Genomic DNA, 23,082 nt, shown 5'->3' with positions numbered 1-23,082 from the left:
ACCCAATCGCTATGGACAAAGGTCTTCGCTTTGCAATTCGTGAAGGCGGCCGTACTGTAGGCGCTGGTGTTGTTGCTAACGTATTGAACTAAGACTTAAGTCTCAGCAATGAGCTTATGAATTAGTCATAAAAAAGGCCATCCTATCTAGGGTGGCCTTTTTTTTGATAAAAAATAAATAATGTAGTTACTTACTTATATAATCTAAGTACAACCAAATGTTGAGACTAATTAAATGAAAGGAACATTATGTTTGTGATAGAAGCATTACCAACGAATGCAGTAGAACTCGAAAACGTCATTCAAACTGTCGCTAATATAGAAGCGATGGTGCAGCCGGATGATGCTTGGAATCAGAAAACATTGACTGAGCTGCTTGAGCAGGACAGCATTAGTCTACTGTTTGCTTACGATCAAGCAAAAGAAGACAGTGTCTCTCATCGTGAGATAGTTGGCTATTGCTTATATCAAATGACTTTTGAGCAAGCAGAGGTGTTGCGTATCGGAACTGATCCAAAATACCAACGTCAGGGCATTGCTTCACAGGTATTAAATAAACTGCATGAGCTGTTACAGCTTAATCAGGTCAAAAGTCTTTTGTTAGAAGTACGTGCTGATAATGCAGCGGCGATAGCGTTATACGAGCAACAGTCATTCAATATTATTCATAGACGTAGAAACTATTATAAAGTGCCACATAAACCAGCAGTCGATGCGTTAATTATGCAGCATACTTATATTTAATAAAGGAAATAAATCTCAATAAAAGTAAGCGGCGATAATAAAAGTAGCTATAACAGCTACGATATAAAAGCAGAATTAACTAAGATTTAAGCTTTATTGCAAAGGAATTTTCTTTTTACAGACTTCTACATCAAGCTGATAATCACTATCTTCTTTCATTCGACCTAAAATATCCAAGCGTTCGCTCAGTAACTCCATCATTATGCTGATATTGGCTTGCTGTTTTTTAACCTGTTCTAATTTTTGCTGAGTGAGTATGAGCTGCGAATCAATATCCAAATGACCATCATAATAATCATTTAAGCTGTTTTTGATTTCGGTAAGAGTAAAGCCAATAGCTTGCGCGCTTTTGATCAGCTCTATGCGTTCGATACATTCTGGATGAAATTCGGTATATAAACGTGAGCCTGCCTGACGCTTGCGAGATTTTAGTAGGCCTAATTGCTCGTAATGGCGAACCGTATCTTTAGTTGTATTGGCCTTTGCTGCTAGCTCTCCAATCAATAGAAACGATGTATCAAGTGCCATAATAACCTCTTATTTTTTCACTATGATAATCATAACTCTAGTTGCCACGGCGATTCGCTATCCAGTAAAGATACAGCTAACGGTTTATGAGAGTGCTTTTGCCATAGCGCAGACTGGCTGCCTATCAGGTTGTCTAACTGAGTCAAAAAGTCAGTACGCGGTAAAGTAGTGGCACCTAAGCTCATCAAATGATCGTTCGGTAGCTGACAGTCGACGAGTGCGACATTACTTTGTTCACATAAGCGCATCAGACCCCAAAACGCTAGCTTTGACGCATTAGATGCTCGATGAAACATTGATTCACCAAAATAGATGCCGTTTATTTTTAACCCGTATAATCCGCCAATCAGTTGACCTGCTTCGTCCCAAACTTCAATGCTATGAGCAAAGCCTTGCGCATGCAATTTGGTATAAGCTTCGATCATCTCATCATGAATCCAAGTATGCTCGCCTTCAGGCTGATTGTCATTAAGGCCATCACTGCGCGGTAAGCTACAGGCATGTATGACATCGTCAAAAGCTTGATTAAGCGTTACTTGCCAACGTTCGCGATTTGCTTGCTTACGTAGAGACTTACTCGGTTGATAGGCCGAAGGAACGATCACACAACGTGGCTCAGGACACCACCAAGCAATAGGCTCATCTTCGTTAAACCAAGGAAATAGTCCTTGAGCATAGGCTGATATCAGCGTTTCAGGTGCTAGGTCACCGCCCATAGCGACGATGCCAATACCATCAGGATCAATAGAAATGGGATCGGGAAAGTCATAACGCCCAAGACTTTTTAAAGTCTCAGGCGTAATGTGTTTAGCGTGCTGTTGAGTAAAGTTGCCCATTTAGGCTTCTTTATCTGCAGTTAGGGTTGAATCGTAAGTGTGATCACGAGCGACAGTTTCGCCCAGTGCATCCAAGTACTTTTCAGCATCTAGCGCAGCCATACAGCCCGTACCAGCAGAAGTGATGGCTTGACGGTAGACGTGATCGGCTACGTCACCAGCGGCAAACACCCCTTCGATACTAGTCTGGGTAGCATTACCATTTAAGCCACTATTAACGATCAGGTAGCCATCCTTCATGTCTAATTGACCTTTGAACAAGTCAGTGTTTGGCTTATGACCAATAGCGACAAACATACCCATTGTATCTAATTGTTTGGTGCTGCCATCAATCATCGATTCGATGACGACGCCATTGACGCCCATGTCATCACCGACCACTTCTTTTACTTGATGGTTCCATTCGATTTTGACATTACCATTTTTGGCTTTTTCAAACAGCTTGTCTTGTAGGATTTTTTCAGAGCGTAAGCTGTCACGACGATGCACTAAGGTCACTTCAGACGCAATATTAGATAAGTACAAAGCTTCTTCAACCGCTGTGTTACCACCACCAATTACTGCAACTTTTTGGTTTTTATAAAAGAAACCATCACAAGTGGCGCAGGCTGATACACCAAGCCCTCTGAACTTGGTCTCTGATTCTAGTCCCAAATACTGTGCAGAGGCACCAGTTGAGATAATGAGCGCGTCACAAGTATAGCTACCGTTGTTACCTGTCAATTGAAAAGGACGCTCATTTAGGTTTACTTCGTTAATATGATCATAGACCAATTCAGTACCGAAACGCTCAGCATGTGCTTTCATACGTTCCATCAATGCAGGGCCTGTCAAATCATGCGCATCGCCTGGCCAGTTGTCGACTTCGGTAGTGGTGGTTAATTGTCCACCGACTTCCATACCAGTAACCATAACTGGTTTAAGGTTAGCGCGTGCTGCATAGACTGCGGCAGAGTAGCCAGCAGGGCCTGAGCCTAAAATAATAAGCTTTTCGTGACGTGGAGCAGTAGTGTCAGTTGCCATGAGTTGTTCCTTGCTAAATATACGAATTAAAAATGTAAGTTATAAATATAATAAAAGACGAATATCAAAAATGACTACGAATATGCTTCTTCTAATTGCTGTGTGATAATAACATAAGGGCACAGCGCACAAAGTGCAAGTTTGCTAAAACAAACACAGGTATCATTAGAATCAAAGAATAAATAACTTTGGAACATAAGTGCGAAAACGGAGACTATTTTATAGAATTTAGGCAATACAGCTAGCCATATTTTGCCACTAGTGTTTCGCTAACCAGCTGTTTTCTTGGACAAAGTGTCTACTGATTTACTTTCTTATACGCTTTCTTGATAAGACTGTCGCCACTGCACCTATGTATTTGTTATTATAAGAAGTTATGCCAAGTGTAGTAGGAGCCAAGCGATAACGGTTGTTTCAAGGCTCTATGATCGGCACATGCCAAACAAACACTTCGCTCGGTACATTTATGTCAACACTTTATGTCAGCATGATTAGGCTTAGTCATGCATTGGCGACCATTTAGTATTAATAACAAGGCAGATCTTACGTGATATCAGCACCGCTTATTGAGTATTTAAAAAAGGGAATGTTTACCCTCCTTGGGTTAATACTGGCCGTTTATCTGTTTGTCATTTTGATGACCTATACAGGCAACGATCCTAGCTGGTCGCACATTAGTAGTGATATGACTACGATTAATAACATGGGCGGCGAGGCAGGCGCATGGTTGTCCGATTTGCTTTATAGCTTTTTTGGGTTTGGTGCTTGGTGGTTTTTGGCGTTTGTGGTTTATGAATCTATCTTGATTTGGTGGGAAAACAAGCCAACGTTTTGGCTCATGCGATTGGTCGCTTATGTGTTTTTACTATTAAGTGCTAGCGCATTATTTGCACAATTGGTCTCTTTAGTTCAGCAAGTCACGAACCCTGACGCAATCGGTCTCGAAGGTGTCGCTGGTGGTATTATCGGGCTAGAGTTACAGGCGCGTTTGGCACAGCTGCTAACGCAGTGGGGGAGTGTGGTTTTCTTAGCAGTATTCGTTGTGATTACCGCTACGTTTGCCTTTAATATCCATTGGATGACGATATATCAAAAGGTTCGGGCGCTGTCGTGGCTTGGTTCAGGTGTAAAAAGTCAGGATGCTATCGAAGATACTGAAACGAGCATTGCATCACAAGATGATAGCCAGAACTTAGATGAACCGGTAGATAAAAAAGTAGAGCATGAGCAGCTACCACTTGAGTTACAGTCTGCGGAAAATATTAGCGGTACTCAAGACGTCAGTAGTAGCGGACGTTTCGGTAGTGTCTTGTCAGACTTTTTGTCAACATCAGGATTGGCAGATAGTGTCAAAGCCTCTGTTATCGCAGCAAAAGCAGCGGCGACACCTAATAACTCAAAAGGTGAGCAGGTAGATATCGATACAGGCTCGCTTAATAACTCTACTGATAATACGGTCAACAATACAGTCCAGCCATTAGTTTCAAACTTGACTTCACCTATTGCTCGCAAAGTTGAGCCAAGCTTTGCGTGGAATGATGCCAGTACGGTCGATGATTTACTTGCAAGTGAGCAGATGGCTTACAGTGCTAATGGCATGGACAGCTCGGCTATGCCTGTACCCAACTATTCCCAAACGGTCACTAGTACCACGGCATCGTTAGAGAAAGCAGTATCTGCTACTGCAATAACTACTACGACGGAAGCAGTTGCTCAATTAGATATACATGATAAAGAATCACTAGCTCAGCCATCAGTTGATGAGTCAGTGCACAGCGTGGCCAGTCAGCCAGTCATTGAAACTGCTGAGCCTAAAATCTCTACGACACATGAGACTGCAGAAGTAGATAAATTGGCAGAAGCATGGTTGGCAGAGCATGCTGACATATCAGAACCTACAGAGTCTATTGTAGAAACGTCTGAAGACTCTAAGCCTGTTCAAGAAACCGTAGCAGCTGAGCCAATATTACCAGAGAAGACGCCAGAACCTATCGTAGAAGAGCCTATTAGTTTTGCTCAGGAGTCCGCCAATCAATCGTCTGATACGCCTGTAGAGTTGCCACATACTGAAAAGACAGCAGTAGTCTCTGAGCCTGAAGTTGCTCCGGTAACAGTAGAGACTGAGCCTGCGTTGTCAGATGTGCCAGACGTTTCAGACATGACACCAACTAATACGCCTCCTGCCAATCCAAAAGCAGCGCCAACGGTGGAGGCGACCAGCCCAGTCTCAAATGTACAGCCTGAGCCTAAAACGCCCGCGCAACCATCTGTTAGTTTTGCTGTCCCAGAGGGCGATAGTAGCAACCATATCACTGATATGATGCCAGAGGACGATAGTGATGATGACACTAATGTACCGGTCATGCCGCATATTAGTGATGACGCAGCCTTCAGTCAAAAGTCGCGCTCGATGCAAACGGCAGCTTATCGCAGCAGTCTAACACCTATTCCAGAAGTGTCTATATTGGATAAGCCGGATCCTGACCGCAAGCCTAGCTACACTGTGGCTGAGCTTGAAAAGTTGTCTGAGTTATTAGAAATTAAGCTACAAGAATTTAACGTAAAGGCCTCTGTGGTTAATGCTATCCCAGGGCCTGTCGTCACTCGTTTTGAAGTAGAGTTGGCTGCTGGGGTGAAGGCTAGTAAGGTCACAGGTATCTCACGTGACTTGGCGCGTTCACTATCGATGGCCTCTTTGCGTGTGGTCGAAGTGATTCCGGGTAAACCTTACATCGGTATCGAAGTGCCTAACAAGAAACGTGAAATGGTACGTTTGATTGAACTGCTCAATACTGAAACGTTCAAAGACCCGAAAGCGCAGATTAGCATGGCAATGGGTAAAGATATCGGTGGTAACCCAATCATTACCGACCTTGCGCGTGCGCCGCATATGCTGGTCGCTGGTACCACAGGCTCTGGTAAGTCAGTATTGGTCAACTCGATGCTACTATCGATGCTACTCAAATATACACCCAATGAGCTGCGTCTTATCTTGATTGATCCAAAGCAGTTAGAGCTTGCTAACTATAATGATATTCCGCATTTGCTAACGCCAGTAGTCACCGATATGACGGAAGCGGCCAGTAGCTTGTCATGGTGTGTGGCCGAGATGGAACGACGCTATCAGCTAATGAGTTTGCTAAAGGTTCGTAAGCTCAATGAGTTTAATAAGAAAGTCATCGCGGCGGAGAAGTCAGGCAATCCTATGCTCGATCCTTTATGGCGTCCAAATGACAGCGTAAGTATTAGCCAAGCACCCAAGCTAAAAACCTTACCTATGATTGTCATTGTCGCGGATGAGTTTGCCGATATGATTATGCAGGTCGGTAAACAAGCCGAAGAGCTCATCACACGTTTGGCGCAAAAATCGCGTGCTGCTGGTATTCACTTAATGCTAGCGACTCAGCGTCCATCGGTAGATGTCATTACAGGTCTGATCAAAGCAAACATCCCTGTACGTGCAGCACTACGAGTCAACTCAAAAGTCGATTCACGTACGATTCTAGATAGTGGCGGTGCGGAGGACATGCTGGGTAACGGCGATATGTTGTTCTTGGGGCCAGGGCAGATTGAGCCAGATCGTGTACATGGTGCTTATGTTAGCGATGAAGAAGTTAACCGTGTCTGTGATGCGTGGCGTGAGCGCGGCGCCCCTGACTATATTGACAATATGGCAGGAAACTTTGAATTGTCTAGCCCAGGCGGTGGTAGTACAGCCAATGCCTCTGGTGAAGATGATGATTTATATAATGATGCCGTGGCCTTTATCATGGAAACACGTAAAGTGTCTGCCTCAAGCATTCAGCGTAAATTTAGCATCGGCTACAACCGTGCTGCGCGTATTGTCGACTCTATGGAAGAAGCTGGATTGGTCAGTTCGATGGGCAAAAGTGGCAAACGTGAACTATTAATGTAGTACTAATTCTTAAGTTGATAACGAAAAAGCGAGTCATGAAAATGGCTCGTTTTTTTATGGAAGAAACTTAATAATGCTTTCATAAATTGAGGGTTTAGAAGTAAGTATTTATTATTAAATACGTTCTAGGGCGCGAAGAGTAGATTCTCATATTAGCTCATTAACTAGCGAAATCCACAACTAGCGAAATTGACCAGATGACTAACGAGTCCGTTTATCAAATATCAGGCACGGTTTTTTATACTAAACTGAGAGGAGTTGATGAAAAATAGTCGTCAGTTTTAGAAAGTATGAGTGCTATGTAGTCTTAATAAAATTACTCTCCAAGGAAGGTTAGTTATGTTTAAAGAATATACTCAGTATGATGGTCTCGCCTTAGCAGCATTGGTCAATTCAGGTGAGGTCAGCGCAAAGGAATTGCTAGATGCTGCTGTCCATCAAGCCAATCAAATCAATCCTAAGCTAAATGCCATTGTGCATCGATTTGATGAGCGTGCTTACAATGCTGCGCAGGCGGGTTTGCCTTCAGGTGTATTTACTGGCGTGCCGTATTTGCTAAAAGATTTATCATTTAGTTTTGCCGACGAGCCGATTACGATGGGCAGTCGCAGCGTCAATATCATTTCGGAAAAAGACAGTGAAATCGTCAAACGGATGAAAGCGACAGGCGTTAATACCTTTGGCAAGACTAACACGCCTGAGTTTGGTTTGATTATCACCACTGAGCCAAAAGCGCATGGCGCTACTCATAATCCTTTCAAAGAAGGCTACAGTTCTGGCGGCTCGTCAGGGGGCAGTGCAGCAGCAGTTGCGAGCGGTATTGTACCAATGGCAGGCGGCGGTGATGGTGGCGGTTCGATACGTTTCCCATCTGCTTGGTGTGGTACGTTTGGGTTAAAGCCAAGCCGTGGACGTAATCCAATGGGTCCTAATCTTGGTGAAGGCTGGGAGGGTGCCGTGGCTGACCACGTGATTACGCGTTCAGTGCGCGATAGTGCTGCGATGCTAGATGCCATTAGTGGAGCAGAGATTGGCGCCCCTTATGTTATTGCTCCGCCAGAAGGCACTTTTTTGCAAGCGGCAATGCGTGCACCGCGAAAGCTAAAAATCGCTTTGCATCAGCAGCCTTTGATAGCTAATACGACATTGGACAAAGAAGTGCTAGCGGTACTTGAGCAAACGGCTAAGCAATTAGAGTCTATGGGTCATGAAGTAGTACCAGCCGAGCCAAATATTAATATTGAGCAGTTTTGGCATGACTTTATCGTTGTGGTCTGTGCGCATACGGCTTTTACGATTGATAATATCGAGCGTGAGTTTGGGGCTGATCACGTCAAAAACCTAGAGCCGCAAACTTATAATATGGCGCTGCTTGGGCGTTCGCTATCAGCGGTTGATTTGGCACACGCCAAACATGGCTGGCATCATAGCCAGTATCAGACGGGTCTATTGCTAGAAGACTACGATATGATTTTGTGCCCGACTGTACCCACGCCTGCGGTAAAGCATGGTGTACTACCGCCCAGTCGTATGGATGAGATGATGATGCGTAGCGCCGAGGTGCTTAACAAGGGCTTTAATATGGGTAGATATGCCTTTAGCTCAGGTATGATTGAAAAGCTCAGTGCACCTGTATTAGGTAAAATGGGCTTTACACTACTGGGTAATGTTACGGGGTTACCCGCGATGTCAGTACCCGTTGGTATGAGCAAAAGAGGCCTACCGATTGGTATGCAATTAATTGGGCGTATGAATGATGAAGCAACATTATTCAGTGTGGCGGGCGAGATGGAGCGTGCAGGTTTATTTACCAAACACGCTTTTGAAAAGTAGGGTTAAGCTATAGTTTGGATTGATAGCACTCAATCAAAGCGATAGATGTCCATACCCAAGCTATGATGGGCCATACTTTGATGAACGACAGAGACACGCTGACCAGTACCTAATGCAAAAAACAGCGGTAGCAAGTGCTCATCACTTGGATGAATGTCTTTGTAGTCTGGGTATTGCTGCCAATCGAGCGCCGTGGGAATGTCTATTTTGAGCTGCTGTAACAACCATTGCTTAAATGCTTTGGCTGCTTGATCAATGCTGTCGGCTTCCCAGCGCAACGCTTGCAAATTATGCGTAATGTTACCTGAGCCAATGACGAGAATTTGCTCATCACGTAGATGTGCCAACTGCGCGCCTAACTGGTAGCAAGCAATACTGTCATAATGCTGCGGCAGTGATATTTGTACGATAGGCACATCGGCTTCTGGATACAGGTGTCTGAGCGGCGCCCACACACCATGATCACAAGCACGTACTGGATTGACACTACAAGTAATGCCACGTGCGGTCAGCTGCTGCGCAAGTGTTTCAGCCAGTGCTGGCTGGCCTATAGCAGGATACTGAATGTCGTAAAGTTCAGGCGAAAATCCTGAAAAGTCATGCCACGTCTTTGGCTGTGGATTACTACTAATCTCTAGCTTTGCTGACTGCCAATGCGCTGACATGATGACTATGGCACGTGGTTTAGGTAAGTTTTGACCGATACGAGCCAGTGCACTGGTCGTCGCAGACTGCTCAATCGCAAGCGTAGGCGCGCCATGCGATATAAAGAGCGCTGGTAGCTTAGATGTGTTTGTCGCTACATCAGACGTATTTTCCCATGCGGCAGCCGCTGTGATAGGCGTCTGCACACTATGATGGTCATCACGTTGTTGAGAGGACTTAGAGGTGTTGGGTGTCGCACGTTTTGGATATTTCATGTTGCATTTATTAGGGCGTGCGCCAGTTTTTCAATCTATTTTAGGGTTGATGTTCCAAAACAAAAAAAACAGCTCAGTATTTTATTTAATTACCACGGTGATAAGGGTGGTTATTGTTGATACTCATCGCGCGATATAATTGTTCCATAAGTACGACGCGTACTAGCGGATGCGGCAATGTCAGTGCTGAGAGTGATAATTTTGCATCAGCCTTTGCCAATACTTCTGGCGAGACACCATCTGCACCGCCGATGACCAAGGCAATATCATCGCCTTGCAGCATGCCATCTGCGAGCTTATCAGCCAGTCCTTCTGTCGAAATCATCTTGCCTTTGACATCTAATACCCACAATTGCTCTCGGCTTGATGCATTATGAGCGGCCAGTATGGCCTGACCTTCCTGCTCACGGTACTGTGCCAAATTAGCATCTGAAGGGTTTTTTGCCCGCTTGGCTGCCGCAATTTCGACAATTTCTGTGCTTAGCATCGGTTGAATGCGTTTGTAATACTCGTCAAAACCTGTCTGTACCCAGCTAGGCATTTTATTGCCAACGGTCAAAATCCTTACTTTCATAATGCTTACCATCTCGATAATTGAATTCAAGCTTATTAGGCCGTGTTCTTAATAGTTGTATCGCTCGTTGTTTATTGTCTGCAATTTACATCAGAGGGTTAATCGTCTCTGATACGTTGCTACTTGCGCTTTGATCGTCCGCTTGGCTTGGCTTTGGAATGACAGTCAATTTTGCATCAGACTCAAAAACAATGGCTTCGACATCATCAAAGCTATTAATCCCTTCAGAACGCATGGCACATTCGATTTCTTGACGCGTCAAACGCTCATCGCGCATGGCATCTGGCAAAAACTGCCCTTGATAAAAAACGATACGCGGCTCTGATAAAATAAAGTTACTAAATTGCGGTGAAACAGACGCATATTTGGTCACCACAAATTGCAATAGGTACAATACTAAAATAGACGAAACCCCTTCAACAAAGGGAATGTCTTTGAGCAAAATCGTACTGGCACCTAACGAGCCGATCATGACTGTCACGATCCAATCGAAGTTGTTGAGCTGTGACGTTGAGCGTTTGCCAGAGACTTTGGTGACTGTCACGATCAACACGTAAACCATAACAGTCGTCAAAACAATACGACCAAGCTTGTCTATGTTGTCAAAAAAGATCATGTCCATAATGTTCGCTCCTATTATAAAGGTAAAACAAGTCATCGCTAAAATACTACTTACTAGGGCACGTCTTACTTTGTCTCATTTTTAGTACTATTCTTAAAATAATGACACGCCCTAAACTTAGCCTAACGGATTTTACGCATTAGCAGGGGAAAACTTTGTAGCACCTTGTAGATGATGGTTTGTACTTACGTTGATTTGCGTATAGGGTCTAATAATCGATTGATAGACCATAGACTGATTCGCGCACTGACTAGAGTGAGAACTAGCATTAGCATTAACGATGAAAGCAGGGGCAGTGGACGCTGCATCGCCATCCCAAACAATACCTCACGGCTTATCGTATCAAACAGCCAAAACCAGATGGTTGAAAAATAAATGACCGTCAGCATCCAGACAATCACAACCCCACCAAACATCAATTTATTAATCTCATCTCGCGCTAATGCTCGCTTCTGATGTTTGATAAATTTACTGACAGCGATATAAGCACCTACGATAATAGAAACCACCATGACCAATTGTGGGTTCAGCGCAAGTTTGGTCTGTATCATCATAAATATGGTACTGGCGAGCGTGTACCCAATCGCAAAAAAACCGACATATCGAGCCAGTTTAGGCTGCACTTGTACAAGCGTCTGGGGTTTGTTGAGACTGGTTGTCTGGCGTGACATAAGCTAACCTTTATAAAGGTAAAAAATAGAGTATTGATAATACATTGCTTTAAAACGTTAAATATCAACGCTGGGCCGTCCAGTCGAGCATGGCATCTAACACAGGTCGCGCTGCATAAGGATTTAATGCTTGATCAGTATTGATTATGCCGACGACAACATAATCTTGCCCTGACAGCCCTTTGACGTAACCTGCCATTGAGGTGACGTTATTTAACGTGCCAGTTTTTATCCATGCGCGGCCAGTGGCTGTCGATTCAGGCAAGCGATCGCTATGAGCGGCAATAGTGCCACTAACCCCAGCGACCCCTAACGAGTCGACATAGGCTTCAAAATTTGGTCGACTATAAGCATAAGTCAGTAGCTCGCTTAGGTTGGCGGCAGTGATAGTACACTCACGGCAAAGTCCTGAGCCATTGGTCAAATGAGGCGGCGGCGTACTGAGATTGGTTTGCCACCATTGATTGATGGTTTGTAAGGCTGCAGGGTAATCTGTTGTAGCAGGTTTACCAAACTGATATAAGCTATCAGTCTTTTTGCCACTAGATTTAACAGCCGCTACTTTATTATCCATCTCATTACTAGCTTTGACTTCATTACTAGCTTTGACTTCATGACTGCTTGGACTAGTCGCAGTTGTGCTAGAAGGTATTGGATGAGTCAGCCTTCCTTTATCGTAAGCGCCTATAGATAGCGCCACTTGCTCAGCCATGACATTGTTTGAGAAGTGGTTAATGTCATGAATCTGCTCGGTTAAATTCAACGACGGATAGCTGACCATAGGTAGAGGCGACATCGCGATAGCCGTAAGCCCGTGCGCTCGTTTTGTCGTCTTGGTCATATCGTAAGGGGTTTCTTGCGAGACGACCTGCCCACTCAAAGTATTCCCTAACGCTTGCCATTTGGCAGCGATGACGTGTGCGGCAAACTCTTTGGCATTGGGATACGCCACGTAAAAAATATGCTCGCCGCAGCTCTCTGGCAGACTGGCATTTAACACAAGCTGCGTATTTTGCCACTGCGGCGCTAGGCTATAGCTTGCTTGCCCACAACTGGCTGCACGGGTATTGATTGTAGCAGGCAGCTGATAGTTGGCTAACCGCGGCTTATAGGTCACACTTGCTTGGCCATTATCTTGAGGGTAAGTTTTGATACCAATGGTGCTAAAGTTAACCAAAAACCCATCAGGGCTGGCGTTATAAGGGCGTAGCGGTGAGTTGTCAAAGGCGGCAGGATCTTTACTAACATTATTAAAAACAGCGCTGTCGATGATGATGTCACCATCGATATGACGAATACCTGATGCTTGCACTTTATACAGTAACTGCTTTAAGCGCTCGTGAGTCATTTTTGGGTCGCCACTTCCTTGAATAATCAAGTCACCATGTAGACGGTTGCCGATGACAATACCTGTGTGATACACCCGTGTATGCCACACAAAATCGGCCCCTAAAGTGTCCAAAGCGATAAAGCTAGGCACGAGTTTCATGGTGCTGGCAGGCGTACGAGGGATGTCAGACTGGTGATCTAGCAAAGGCGAAAATGAAATCTTTATAGAGGTTTTATTGTTGCTCGCGGTATCTTGTACTTTGGCATTCTGATCAAGTATATGCTGAGGTTGGTCAGGGATAACCGTTGGAATGCTCTCTACGCTCTGATAAGTATAAGGGTCATCGGTATAAGCATGTATTTTTTGCTCGTGCTTCTCAATGGTGCGCTGCTCTATGGTAATTAAGGCGCTTTGATGGCTCGGATTGCTGGTACTTGTATCCGTAGAGGTGTCTGTAGTTGGGTGCTCAGATACTATAGTAGTTACAGATTGGCTGTCAGGTTCATCACTATCAATGACTTGAATAAGAGCAGGCAGACGGCTAGCAGCCTTGTCACCCACAGGTGTAATAACGATGCTGATATCCGCTTCTGTCAAGTCGGCACGTGCCAAGGCTTTTTGAATAGCTGCTGGTAACATTGCTTGTGCATGTATCGGTGCGACTATAACTGCTGCCAATAACGCTAACCTAGATAGACGTTTATTAGGCCAGTCTAGCGGTCGCAAATGACGACAAAGCGTGGTGATTTTGGTTGCAGCAGTAGAGTAATGACGGCGTTTAGAAGGGTATCGCATGAGCATCTTTCATCAGGTGGCAAAAACAGCCTATGGTAACATGAGTTGCTGTTTTCGCACACGATGTCAGGAGCACAATTTTAAGGCGTGTCATCAATATGAATAGTAAACTGTAAATAGGTTAAAAATGGCTAAATCTTTGCCAAACTGCGTCAAGTAGCTGGCTAATATCTCGATATTATCTGTACTCCTTTCCTTGTTTGACTGCCATTTACTTCATTTTTATCACCATTTTCAAAATGAGGGCACGCCCTAGCAATAATGATGCCCTTATTTAGATAACTAACTTTAACGATCGATTGAACTGAGAGCATGCTTTACTGCTAACGCACATGTAGAAAAGCCATCGCCGTCATGACCGCATCGTTATAAGCATCATGCGCGCCCAGTTCAGGAATGTTGTAATAGGCTAGGATACGACTCAGATGTTGAGCTTGGCTAGAGAGGCCTTGGGTGTGACCACTGATACGCCGACTGTACAGATGACGCAAATCTATGACTTCGTTTGGTAGAGACGTTCCCATATAGCGTTTGACCAGAGGATTCAAAAAAGCCATGTCTAGCTGTGTGCAGAATCCAACGATTGGTCGATTACCTATGAATGGTAGCAGCAGTGCCAACATGTCATCGTAACTCATGCCATGTTCAACATCGGCGGTACGCAAGCCATGAATGACAATGGTGTCGCGGTCTGGCATGACAGGAGGTCTGCAAACCAAATGCATGCCATTACCCGTGTCGATGATATTGCCATTAATATGTATCGCTGCCACAGACAGCAGGTGATGCTTTTTAGGGTTCAGTCCTGTCATTTCGCAGTCAATCGCTACCCACTGCTCAGCCGAAGGTGTCGTAAACATTGAGGCAAGCTCTGGACGCTGTAATTGCGTCTTTTGCCAAGCGCAAGATAACTGCTGTAACCAGCTCATATTAGTCATTCACTCATATATGTTATTTTTTTATTTATAAACTTTCTCTATTCATGAAGCTTCTATATTAAGACTGCCACATTTATGCTATTTCTAACTGATAGTGTTGACGCAATTGATTCTTAAAGCTTTTTACGACTGCCAGACACTCTTTTAGTAGGTCACGTTCAAGTGCGGTCAAAGTCGTTGGATCCACTTGCCGTGCATGCTTATCGTCAGTTGAGAGTGCCACAGATAAGCGCTGTGCCATAAAAAACTCTAAGGCTTCTAGCAAAGTATCGGCGCGCTCTTGGGTCATAGCATTAACCTTTACCAAGCCCTTTAAACGCGCCTTAGTACTAGGCACATCGAGCACATTATTTTCTAATGCTAACGTGCGGATACCATGAACCAAGGGAAAGATACCGGCTTTTTTTAGGTCAATGTCGGATGATGCGGATTTACCACCCAGTAAAGGTACAAACTTTTGCCACCATTGATTAACATCACCAAACTGTAGTGCTGCCCGTGTAAACTGCCTGACAAACATAGGGTCTGCTTGTTGATGAGCAAGTTCTAAGTGCTGACGTACTTGAGTAAGCAGTGACTCATCGCCGCAGACGTATTCACCATCTAGTATCGCAGACAAGTAAATACCATGCATCGGGTCAGAGTTTCTAAACCATAGGCCAATTTGCGCAGTGAATTGCTTGAGCGGTTGTCGCCACATAGGATTGGTCATCATGATATTGCCATCACACAGTGGGTAGCCAAGCGTTGCTAAGTTGTTATTAAAAGCATCAGCGAACTGTGCTAGGTCAGGATGCGTATAGCCATCACGAATGATGAGCGCGTTGTCTTGATCGGTACGCATGATTTGCTCACCGCGCCCTTCTGAACCCATAACGATAAGGCAGGTATTGGCCATCACTTCATCAGGTACGATTAGCTGCCATAGCTTGGTAAACACTTGCGCATTTAGCGTCTGTACCATACGACTGATATTGCCGATTTTGACACCATTGTGATGCTGTGCTCGAATATATCGACCGATCAGCTCAACAGCGGTATCTAGGCTCGATAAGTCCTGTGCCTGCTCGATTTGAATACTAATCAGCTGTGAATGATGGCCAATATGAGCGAGCATATCACTTTGCCCAAGCACACCGACGACATCGCCACTCTTATCAATGACTGGCAGTCTATGAATACGATAGCGAGTCATGGTCAGCAGCGCATCGCCAATCTCATCACTGGCTTTGATGGTACGGAGATTAAAATTCGCATAGCGCTGGCAAGAAGTAGTAGCAGGATCTTGTTTATCGCTTACAGCGCGACAAATATCAGTATCGGTCAAAATCCCTAAGAGTAATCTTGTCTCAAATTGCGCTAATTGTGAGCTATCCAAACCATTTAAGCCATGTAGCGGTCTGACTAGCACATGTTTCAATCCAGCTTTGGTCATGATGCGGGCCGCTTCGTACAAGCTGTCATTGGCATCGACGATATGGACTGGTAATAGATGAACATCTATCACTGGCTGCAGCATGATTTGCTGTACTTCTTGTTGGTTGGTATAGCTGGCAGGATCTAGCGTTTTATTATGACGTCGTTGGCGCAATGCTTTTAATCGTTCAGGCAGTTTGTCTGATAACATTTGGCGTACTAAATGATTTTGCGCGCTGATTTTATCGATAGCGGTGCCAGCGACTTGGAGCAGTAACGTCTCTTCATCGGCTCGGAATTGATAGGGCTGTATAGGTGTACTTTCAGGCTCTAGCTGATTATCCTTAGCCAGTGATTCAGGTAGGCGGCGACTATCAAACCAATCATTATTATTCAGACCGTCAGCATGATTGCTACCGACATAGGACGCGACAAACTCACCATCTAGTGATTGCTCGATTTGCCCTTTGATGACCACATACAGACATTGCAGTTCTTCTGCAGGCAAGCTTTCATTTTTGGCAAGGTAGCGTATCTTGGTGTTTTTTCTAATGCTTTGACGCTCGGCTAAGCTCAATACATCAAAGGGCGGTTGGCTAAAGTCAAGATGGGGCATGGCATCATCCTTGATGGCATATTTTCGGTAGAGACTTTACTATAGCATTAATAAAACAAAAAGCCTCCAATAACCCTATTTATATTGTGGTTATTGGAGGCTTTTTGCTAATGTGGCTTGCTACTGCGTCATTTATCTCAGATACATTAGAATATCTCTAAATTGACTCTAAGCACCTAATAATTTGCGGATACGACTGATTGCTTCTCGGCTCTCATCGACACTCGCGACCAGAGCGATACGCACATAACCTTGTCCAGGATTATGACCATCAACTTCACGTGACAAATAGCGTCCTGCCAATGCATGGATATTGGCTTGCTCATACAATGCTTTGACAAAGATTTCATCATCACCGCCGAATTGCTCAGGCACTTTGACCCAGAAGTAAAACCCAGCATCAGGCATGCGTAACTCTAGCAACTCCCCAAGCTCAGACATCCATAGGGCAAACTTCTCTTGGTATAGCGCGCGATTATGAGCGACGTGTTTTTCGTCTTGCCACGCAGCGATAGAGGCGAGCTGATGAGGTATCGGCATCGCACAACCTTGGTAAGTACGATATTGCAAATAAGCCTGCAAAATTTTGGCATCACCAGCCACAAATCCAGAGCGTAAACCAGGCAGGTTGGAACGTTTAGATAAAGAGTGGAACACGATACAGTTTTTGAAATCACGGCGACCAAGGGCCGCACAGGCTTGGAGCAATCCAATCGGTGCTGTATCAAAATACAGCTCGCTATAACACTCGTCACTGGCAATGATGAAACCGTACTGATCTGACAGACGAATAAGGTATTCCCAATCATCCATTGTCATGACGGAGCCTGTTGGATTATTTGGACTACAGACGAACAATAGCTGCGTACGCGTCCAAACGTCTTTTGGTACCGCGCGATAGTCACCTTTGTAGTCATTATCTGATGTACAAGGGACAAAGTAAGGTGTTGCCTGTGCCAGTATCGCCGCGCCTTCATATATCTGATAAAACGGGTTGGGCATGACAACCGTAGGCGATGTGTTAGACGCTGGAGCATTGCTCTTTTTGTCAGCTACATCATGATCAACGACTGCTTGTACGAAGCTAAAAATCGCTTCACGTGTGCCCATTACTGGTAATACTTGAGTATTGGCATCGACATGATTTAGAAAAAACCGCTTTTCTAACCAGTGGGCGATGGTTTGGCGTAGCTCAAACATACCGTTTGTAGTCGGATAACGACTTATTTTGTCCAAGTTTTCGCGTAGGACGTCCAGCACAAATGCAGGGGGCTCATGTTTTGGCTCTCCAATACCGAGCTTTATTTCACTGTAACCGTTGGCAGGCTTGCTATCGGCAAGCAAGGTTGCCATCTTTGCGAATGGATAAGGATGGAGATGCTTTAAGTTGTGATTCATAAGTGTGATAACTATAATAGACAATTAATAATAAAGTTATAAAGAAAATTTACATTAGAGCAGTGTAGCACTTCTCTAATTTTTTGTCCTTTTCTTCTTATATCGTGAATAGGCATTTACCAAGCGTAAGCTATTCGTTGTATGACTACCAAATAGGTATTCGCTCAAAAGTCTTTTGAACCTTTCATAATCTATAACCTATAACAATATAAAAAATGACTACATCACAAAAGTGGTAGATCGTTTTAAGGATAGTTTGATATGTCTAGTGTGCTAAATAATGATGATCTCATCGCTAAAGATATCAATAATGAAAAACTTGATAACAGTTTGCAGCGCTCTAACCTGTATAAACTGCTCAAAGAGCGTGAACAGAGCTGGTGGCAAGCGCGCCAACAACTGATCGAACGTCAAGAAAAGAAAATGTTTTGGTATGGCGAAAACAGCCTCATTATGTGGCTGTTATGGCAATTGGTCGGCTACGTGGTAGTGGCAATGGCCTTGATGCTGCTCAATAATATATTTGGTATCTCATTACCGCTATGGCAATACGTTTCTTTGTTTGTGTTACAGACCCTATTTTTTGTCAGTACACTTGCTGCTAAAGGCCAGTTGGCAAATAAACTTCAGCGCAAAATAGACAACGATGAGCTGATGGGCGAAGAAGCGCTCAATGAGATGATTATTTTGGCAGAGGATAGCCTGTATCCTGATGTACATGCTAAGTCGCCTATTTCTTTAGAAGCCTTAGACGATTATCTAGATGGACAGTTTCATCTAGCAAGCTTGCAGTGTCTGCTACAAAAAGAAGTCGATGCTGGACGATTAATCATGGAGCAGCAGCCACCTGAAGTAGGTGTTTTGCCGCCAGAGCTTGCTGATGATGAACTGAACGAACATGCCAGCGAGATAACTTATAGAAGTACGCTATAAAACGTACTTCTATGATGACTATCAGACTACTTTTGCTAGTTAATATTCAAAATAATGGCTAACCAAAACTATCTAGCCGTATCAAAAATATATTACGCTATTATGCTCTTTCTGAACGGTAAGACTGGCTAACAGCGCTGCCTTTAATGCTTCAAGTCTATCAGGTGATAGTGGCTTATCGTTTTGATCACTGATATAAAACATATCCTCTGCACGCTCACCTAGAGTGGTAATACGAGCCGCATGTACTTCGATTTGCTCCTGCAAAAACACTTGTCCAACTCGCGCCAATAGCCCTGGTTGGTCAAGCGTTTCTAAGCTCATGATGTGCTGATCTGATGCTTCATTGAATTCAAAGTTAATCACCGTTTTCACTTCAAAGTGTCTTAACTGACGTGGCATACGCTTGTTCGTCAGTTTGAGCACGGTAGGGTCTTTGAACGAGTCGATTAAGCGTTGTTTTAGCTCTTGTTGGCTGTCTTTATCGACCAACAATGTGCCACTAGGATCTAGCAATACATAAGAATCCAAAGCAAAGTCACGGGTCGCTGTGATAATACGTGCATCTAAAACATCGAGATTCATCTGATCAAATACGGCCATGGTAACAGCAAATAGGTTCATCTGATCTTGGGTGTAAACAAAGACCTGTACCGCATCAAGCGCCAATTCGCGATGCTCACGCAAAACGACCAACGGTGGACTGTCAGCATTAGAAGCCAATCCAATCGGTGGGTGATTCAAAATAGCTTCAGTATGCCATAAGATATCTTCTGCAATCTCTCGTAAGAAATACTCATCGCCCAAGTCATCCCATAGACGCAATACTTCATCGCGGTTCATATGCTGGTTATTGACATTATCCAGCATCGTCAACGCTTGCTTACGTGTGGCACTAATCATATCTTGACGATTGGTAGGCGCATCGATATCAGCGCGCAAGATGCGCCGAGTTTGTGAGTATAGCTGTTTCATGAGGGTCGCCCGCCAGCTGTTCCATAGCTGTGGGTTGGTCGCATTCATATCAGCCACCGTCAGTACATATAGATGGTTTAGATGAGTCACATTACCGATGAGATCAGAGAAAATAGTCACCACTTCAGGGTCTGAGATATCCTTTTTCTGTGCAGTAATCGACATAAGAAGGTGATAGCGCGTGAGCCAACCTACTAAATTCGCATCAGCCAAGCTCATACCATGCGATAAACAAAACTCAATCGATTCGGTTTGACCAAGCTCACTATGGTCACCGCCACGGCCTTTAGCAATATCATGGAACATCGCTGCCAGTACCAAAATCTCTTTACGCTCGATACGCTGAAAGATAGAACTGACTAGAGGGAACTCTTCTTGAAAGGCTGGATCTGTAAATCGATGCAAGATTCTAATCAAAAACAAGGTATGCGCATCTACTGTATAACGATGGAACAAGTCATATTGCATGAGGCCAGTAACTTGCGCAAACGCAGGAATGTAGTTACCTAATACTCCATAGCGATTCATGGTACGTAGACGATGAAACAGGTAGTTTTGTTCTTTTAGATTCGATAAAAACAACGCTTTGTGAGTAGGGTTGTCTCTATATATCTGATCGATGCCGCGTGCGGCAATTTTGAGTGCGCGCAAAGTATGGGTGCGAACTTTATCGATGCCGTGCTGACCCATCAATAAAAACATCTCTAATATAGACTCAGGGTGCTGTGCAAAAACTCGATGATGCGCAATGGCAATCTGGTTACCAATACGATTGAATCGCGCATTTATAGGCTGTTTTTTTGGCCGTTCATCGTCAGGCAGCTGCGGCTCTATGATCGTTTCATAATAATGATTGGTCAGCATCTCAGACAGTGTTGATATTTGCATTGCACAGCGATAATAGTCACGCATAAACCGTTCGACCGCAGCATTAGGCTGGTCATCAGGCTGGGTCTCGTAGCCCATTAGCTGAGCGATCTCACGCTGATAGTCGAATAACAGCTTGTTTTCATTACGGCCCGTCAGTACATGTAAGTAATGACGAATTTGCCATAAATACCCTTCAGCAAAGCTCAACTCATCAAACTCTTTTTCGGTCAAAAAGTTCTGTTGCACTAAATCATATAGCTTGCTCACGCGAAAATAACGCTTAGTGACCCAGCCGATGATATGGATATCACGTAGCCCGCCCGGCGCTGTTTTGATATTGGGTTCAAGGTTGTACTCGGTGGCATTGTGCTGCAAGTAACGCGCTTTGGATTCTTCCATTTTTACATCAAAAAATGCGCGCGGAGACCACTGTTTATTGACGATTTGAGCGGGCATGTCTTGCAAAGCTTCATTACCGATTAGGAGTCGAGCCTCTAGCTGAGCACTGGCAATCGTATGGTCAAGCGCGGCCTCTAGCGCATCATTAACACTACGTACAGAGAGCGCAGGCTCTAGTCCTATATCCCATAGTAGAGCGACCAGTTTATCGATTTTACTACTGGCATCAGTACCTATTTCACCAGGAGACAGAAGCAAAATATCAATGTCTGAATAAAGCGATAGCTCACCGCGCCCGTAACCACCAGTCGCAAAAAATGCCAAATCAGTCTTATCTAACTCAAACCATTTGAATAATGCAATCAATAGGCTGTCGATAGCGCAAGCACGCGCTGCAACCAGTTGGCGAATATTGGTGCCACGTTCTAGTGAGCGGCTGATATCGTCATTGATCTGAGCCAACCATTCAGGAATGCCAAGTAGATTCTTGTCTGTCACATTTTTGGCTGACAGTGGGGGTGAGTCTGTCGCCACCTCACTTGGTAGTATCGGTAAAGGCGTCAAATCAACAGAGGCGATATCACAATTAAACATGAGTGTTATCCAGTTAAGAGTTTAGAAATAGAACGTTCGAGCTGAGTACTATTGAGCAACTAATGTGCTGATGGCTAATAAAAATTACGAATAGCATGTATCAATAAAGATGCTGATAAATATATCAATAAAAGTTATCAGGTCATCTGAGTATAAAGACAAAGCGCCTATAAGCACAATACTCAATATGCCCTAATTAAAGACCAAAAAAAAGACCGCCTAAGCGATCTTTGATTGTACTACTGCGTCAAAAAACTTAAATCTTCTTCAGGGCGAGTAGTAAATACCTCACAGCCATTATCTGTTACGACCATGGTGTGCTCCCATTGGGCAGACAATTTGCGGTCTTTAGTAATCGCTGTCCACTCATCTGGCAAAATCTTAGTCTGCCACGTGCCTTGGTTAATCATAGGCTCGATGGTAAACGTCATGCCTGTTTTTAGCTCAAAGCCAGTGCCTTTTTTGCCATAGTGCATGACTTGTGGCTCGTGGTGGAATTCATCACTGATACCATGACCACAGAACTCGCGAACGATACTAAAGCGCTCAGGCTCGACAACGGCTTGAATAGCCGCGCCGACATCACCTAGGCGAGCACCGTTCTTGACTACGCTCATACCTGCGTAAAGGGCATCTTGTGCCACTTTGCAAATACGCTGGGCCATGATAGAGCCGTTGCCGACGATCCACATTTTTGAGGTATCGCCATAGTAACCGTCTTTGATAACAGTCACATCGATGTTGATAATATCACCATCTTTTAGCAGCTTGCTTTCAGTTGGGATACCGTGACAGACAACATGGTTGACTGAGGTACAGATAGATTTTGGAAAACCATTATAGTTAAGTGGGGCAGGGATAGCCTGCTGCACATTAACAATATAGTCATGGGCAATCTGATTGAGCGCTTCGGTACTGACGCCCACTTTGACATGCTCGTCGAGCATGACAAGCACATCACTAGCGAGTTTACCGGCCACACGCATTTTTTCTATGGCTTCTGGAGACTGGATAAGGGATTTTTTAGTCATCATCGTATATCTTATAATTATGGGTTCATTGTGGATAGATTATACCATAAACGTACTAGTGACACTTTTACGTTAAGTGATAGTGTACCTATCATTATCATTGATAATAATTGCTTTACAG

At 44.2% G+C, this 23,082-nt stretch carries 17 protein-coding genes and 1 pseudogene; 5 read left to right on the top strand and 13 right to left on the bottom strand.

The window, feature by feature from the left end:
- Positions 1-92, top strand: a pseudogene (locus tag ABFV72_RS12585) (elongation factor Tu); the annotation flags it as partial.
- 156 nt (positions 93-248) lie between these two features.
- Positions 249-743, top strand: a complete 495-nt coding sequence (gene rimI / locus ABFV72_RS12580) for a ribosomal protein S18-alanine N-acetyltransferase (RefSeq protein WP_347164005.1) — start codon at positions 249-251, stop codon at positions 741-743.
- Positions 744-836: 93 nt separating this feature from the next.
- Here rimI and ABFV72_RS12575 read toward each other — a convergent pair whose 3' ends face one another.
- From ABFV72_RS12575 to trxB, 3 genes are read right to left on the bottom strand one after another with little or no spacing between them, the layout of a single operon-like run.
- Positions 837-1,271 carry a MerR family transcriptional regulator gene (locus ABFV72_RS12575; protein WP_347164003.1) on the bottom strand — a complete coding sequence of 145 codons (435 nt, stop codon included), beginning with the start codon at positions 1,269-1,271 and terminating at the stop codon, positions 837-839.
- A 29-nt stretch (positions 1,272-1,300) separates the two neighbouring features.
- Positions 1,301-2,107 (bottom strand): leucyl/phenylalanyl-tRNA--protein transferase, encoded by an 807-nt coding sequence (gene aat / locus ABFV72_RS12570; RefSeq protein ID WP_347164001.1) that lies wholly within the window; start codon positions 2,105-2,107, stop codon positions 1,301-1,303.
- A complete protein-coding gene (gene trxB, locus ABFV72_RS12565; protein WP_057758497.1) occupies positions 2,108-3,130 on the bottom strand; it encodes a thioredoxin-disulfide reductase in 1,023 nt (340 codons plus the stop codon).
- A gap of 547 nt (positions 3,131-3,677) precedes the next feature.
- On the opposite strand from trxB, the gene ABFV72_RS12560 reads away from it, so the two are divergent.
- Together ABFV72_RS12560 and ABFV72_RS12555 are read left to right on the top strand one after the other, a co-directional pair.
- Complete coding sequence (locus tag ABFV72_RS12560) at positions 3,678-7,046, top strand: DNA translocase FtsK (RefSeq protein ID WP_347164000.1); 3,369 nt, start codon at positions 3,678-3,680, stop codon at positions 7,044-7,046.
- A gap of 339 nt (positions 7,047-7,385) precedes the next feature.
- On the top strand, positions 7,386-8,879 hold the full coding sequence (locus ABFV72_RS12555) for an amidase (protein ID WP_347163999.1): 1,494 nt from the start codon (positions 7,386-7,388) through the stop codon (positions 8,877-8,879).
- Between the two features lie 29 nt (positions 8,880-8,908).
- Here the strand turns inward: ABFV72_RS12555 and ABFV72_RS12550 are convergent, their stop codons facing one another.
- From ABFV72_RS12550 to dapC, 8 genes are all read right to left on the bottom strand, one after another.
- Positions 8,909-9,799 (bottom strand): DODA-type extradiol aromatic ring-opening family dioxygenase, encoded by an 891-nt coding sequence (locus tag ABFV72_RS12550; protein ID WP_347163997.1) that lies wholly within the window; start codon positions 9,797-9,799, stop codon positions 8,909-8,911.
- 85 nt (positions 9,800-9,884) lie between these two features.
- Complete coding sequence (gene rlmH / locus ABFV72_RS12545) at positions 9,885-10,373, bottom strand: 23S rRNA (pseudouridine(1915)-N(3))-methyltransferase RlmH (RefSeq protein ID WP_057758501.1); 489 nt, start codon at positions 10,371-10,373, stop codon at positions 9,885-9,887.
- 85 nt (positions 10,374-10,458) lie between these two features.
- Positions 10,459-10,995, bottom strand: coding sequence for a DUF421 domain-containing protein (locus ABFV72_RS12540; protein WP_102094292.1), 537 nt, complete (start codon positions 10,993-10,995; stop codon positions 10,459-10,461).
- 185 nt (positions 10,996-11,180) lie between these two features.
- Positions 11,181-11,666 carry an ABZJ_00895 family protein gene (locus tag ABFV72_RS12535; RefSeq protein ID WP_347163995.1) on the bottom strand — a complete coding sequence of 162 codons (486 nt, stop codon included), beginning with the start codon at positions 11,664-11,666 and terminating at the stop codon, positions 11,181-11,183.
- Positions 11,667-11,730: 64 nt separating this feature from the next.
- On the bottom strand, positions 11,731-13,791 hold the full coding sequence (locus ABFV72_RS12530; protein WP_347163994.1) for a D-alanyl-D-alanine carboxypeptidase/D-alanyl-D-alanine-endopeptidase: 2,061 nt from the start codon (positions 13,789-13,791) through the stop codon (positions 11,731-11,733).
- Between the two features lie 323 nt (positions 13,792-14,114).
- Entirely contained in the window at positions 14,115-14,720 is a 606-nt protein-coding gene (locus tag ABFV72_RS12525) for a 3'-5' exonuclease (protein WP_347163992.1), read from the bottom strand.
- Positions 14,721-14,802: 82 nt separating this feature from the next.
- Complete coding sequence (locus ABFV72_RS12520; protein WP_347163991.1) at positions 14,803-16,761, bottom strand: DUF294 nucleotidyltransferase-like domain-containing protein; 1,959 nt, start codon at positions 16,759-16,761, stop codon at positions 14,803-14,805.
- 168 nt (positions 16,762-16,929) lie between these two features.
- A complete protein-coding gene (gene dapC, locus ABFV72_RS12515; RefSeq protein WP_347163990.1) occupies positions 16,930-18,159 on the bottom strand; it encodes a succinyldiaminopimelate transaminase in 1,230 nt (409 codons plus the stop codon).
- A gap of 261 nt (positions 18,160-18,420) precedes the next feature.
- On the opposite strand from dapC, the gene ABFV72_RS12510 reads away from it, so the two are divergent.
- Positions 18,421-19,092 (top strand): hypothetical protein, encoded by a 672-nt coding sequence (locus ABFV72_RS12510; protein ID WP_347163988.1) that lies wholly within the window; start codon positions 18,421-18,423, stop codon positions 19,090-19,092.
- A gap of 81 nt (positions 19,093-19,173) precedes the next feature.
- On the opposite strand, the gene glnD is transcribed toward ABFV72_RS12510, so the two are convergent.
- Together glnD and map are read right to left on the bottom strand one after the other, a co-directional pair.
- Positions 19,174-21,930 carry a [protein-PII] uridylyltransferase gene (gene glnD, locus ABFV72_RS12505; RefSeq protein WP_347163987.1) on the bottom strand — a complete coding sequence of 919 codons (2,757 nt, stop codon included), beginning with the start codon at positions 21,928-21,930 and terminating at the stop codon, positions 19,174-19,176.
- Between the two features lie 239 nt (positions 21,931-22,169).
- Positions 22,170-22,961, bottom strand: a complete 792-nt coding sequence (gene map / locus ABFV72_RS12500) for a type I methionyl aminopeptidase (protein ID WP_371548431.1) — start codon at positions 22,959-22,961, stop codon at positions 22,170-22,172.
- Positions 22,962-23,082: the final 121 nt, after the last annotated feature.

Origin of the sequence: Psychrobacter proteolyticus, assembly GCF_039762275.1 — a bacterium.
GTDB classification, from domain to species: domain Bacteria; phylum Pseudomonadota; class Gammaproteobacteria; order Pseudomonadales; family Moraxellaceae; genus Psychrobacter; species Psychrobacter proteolyticus_C.
This window is presented reverse-complemented; position numbering and strand designations above follow the sequence as displayed.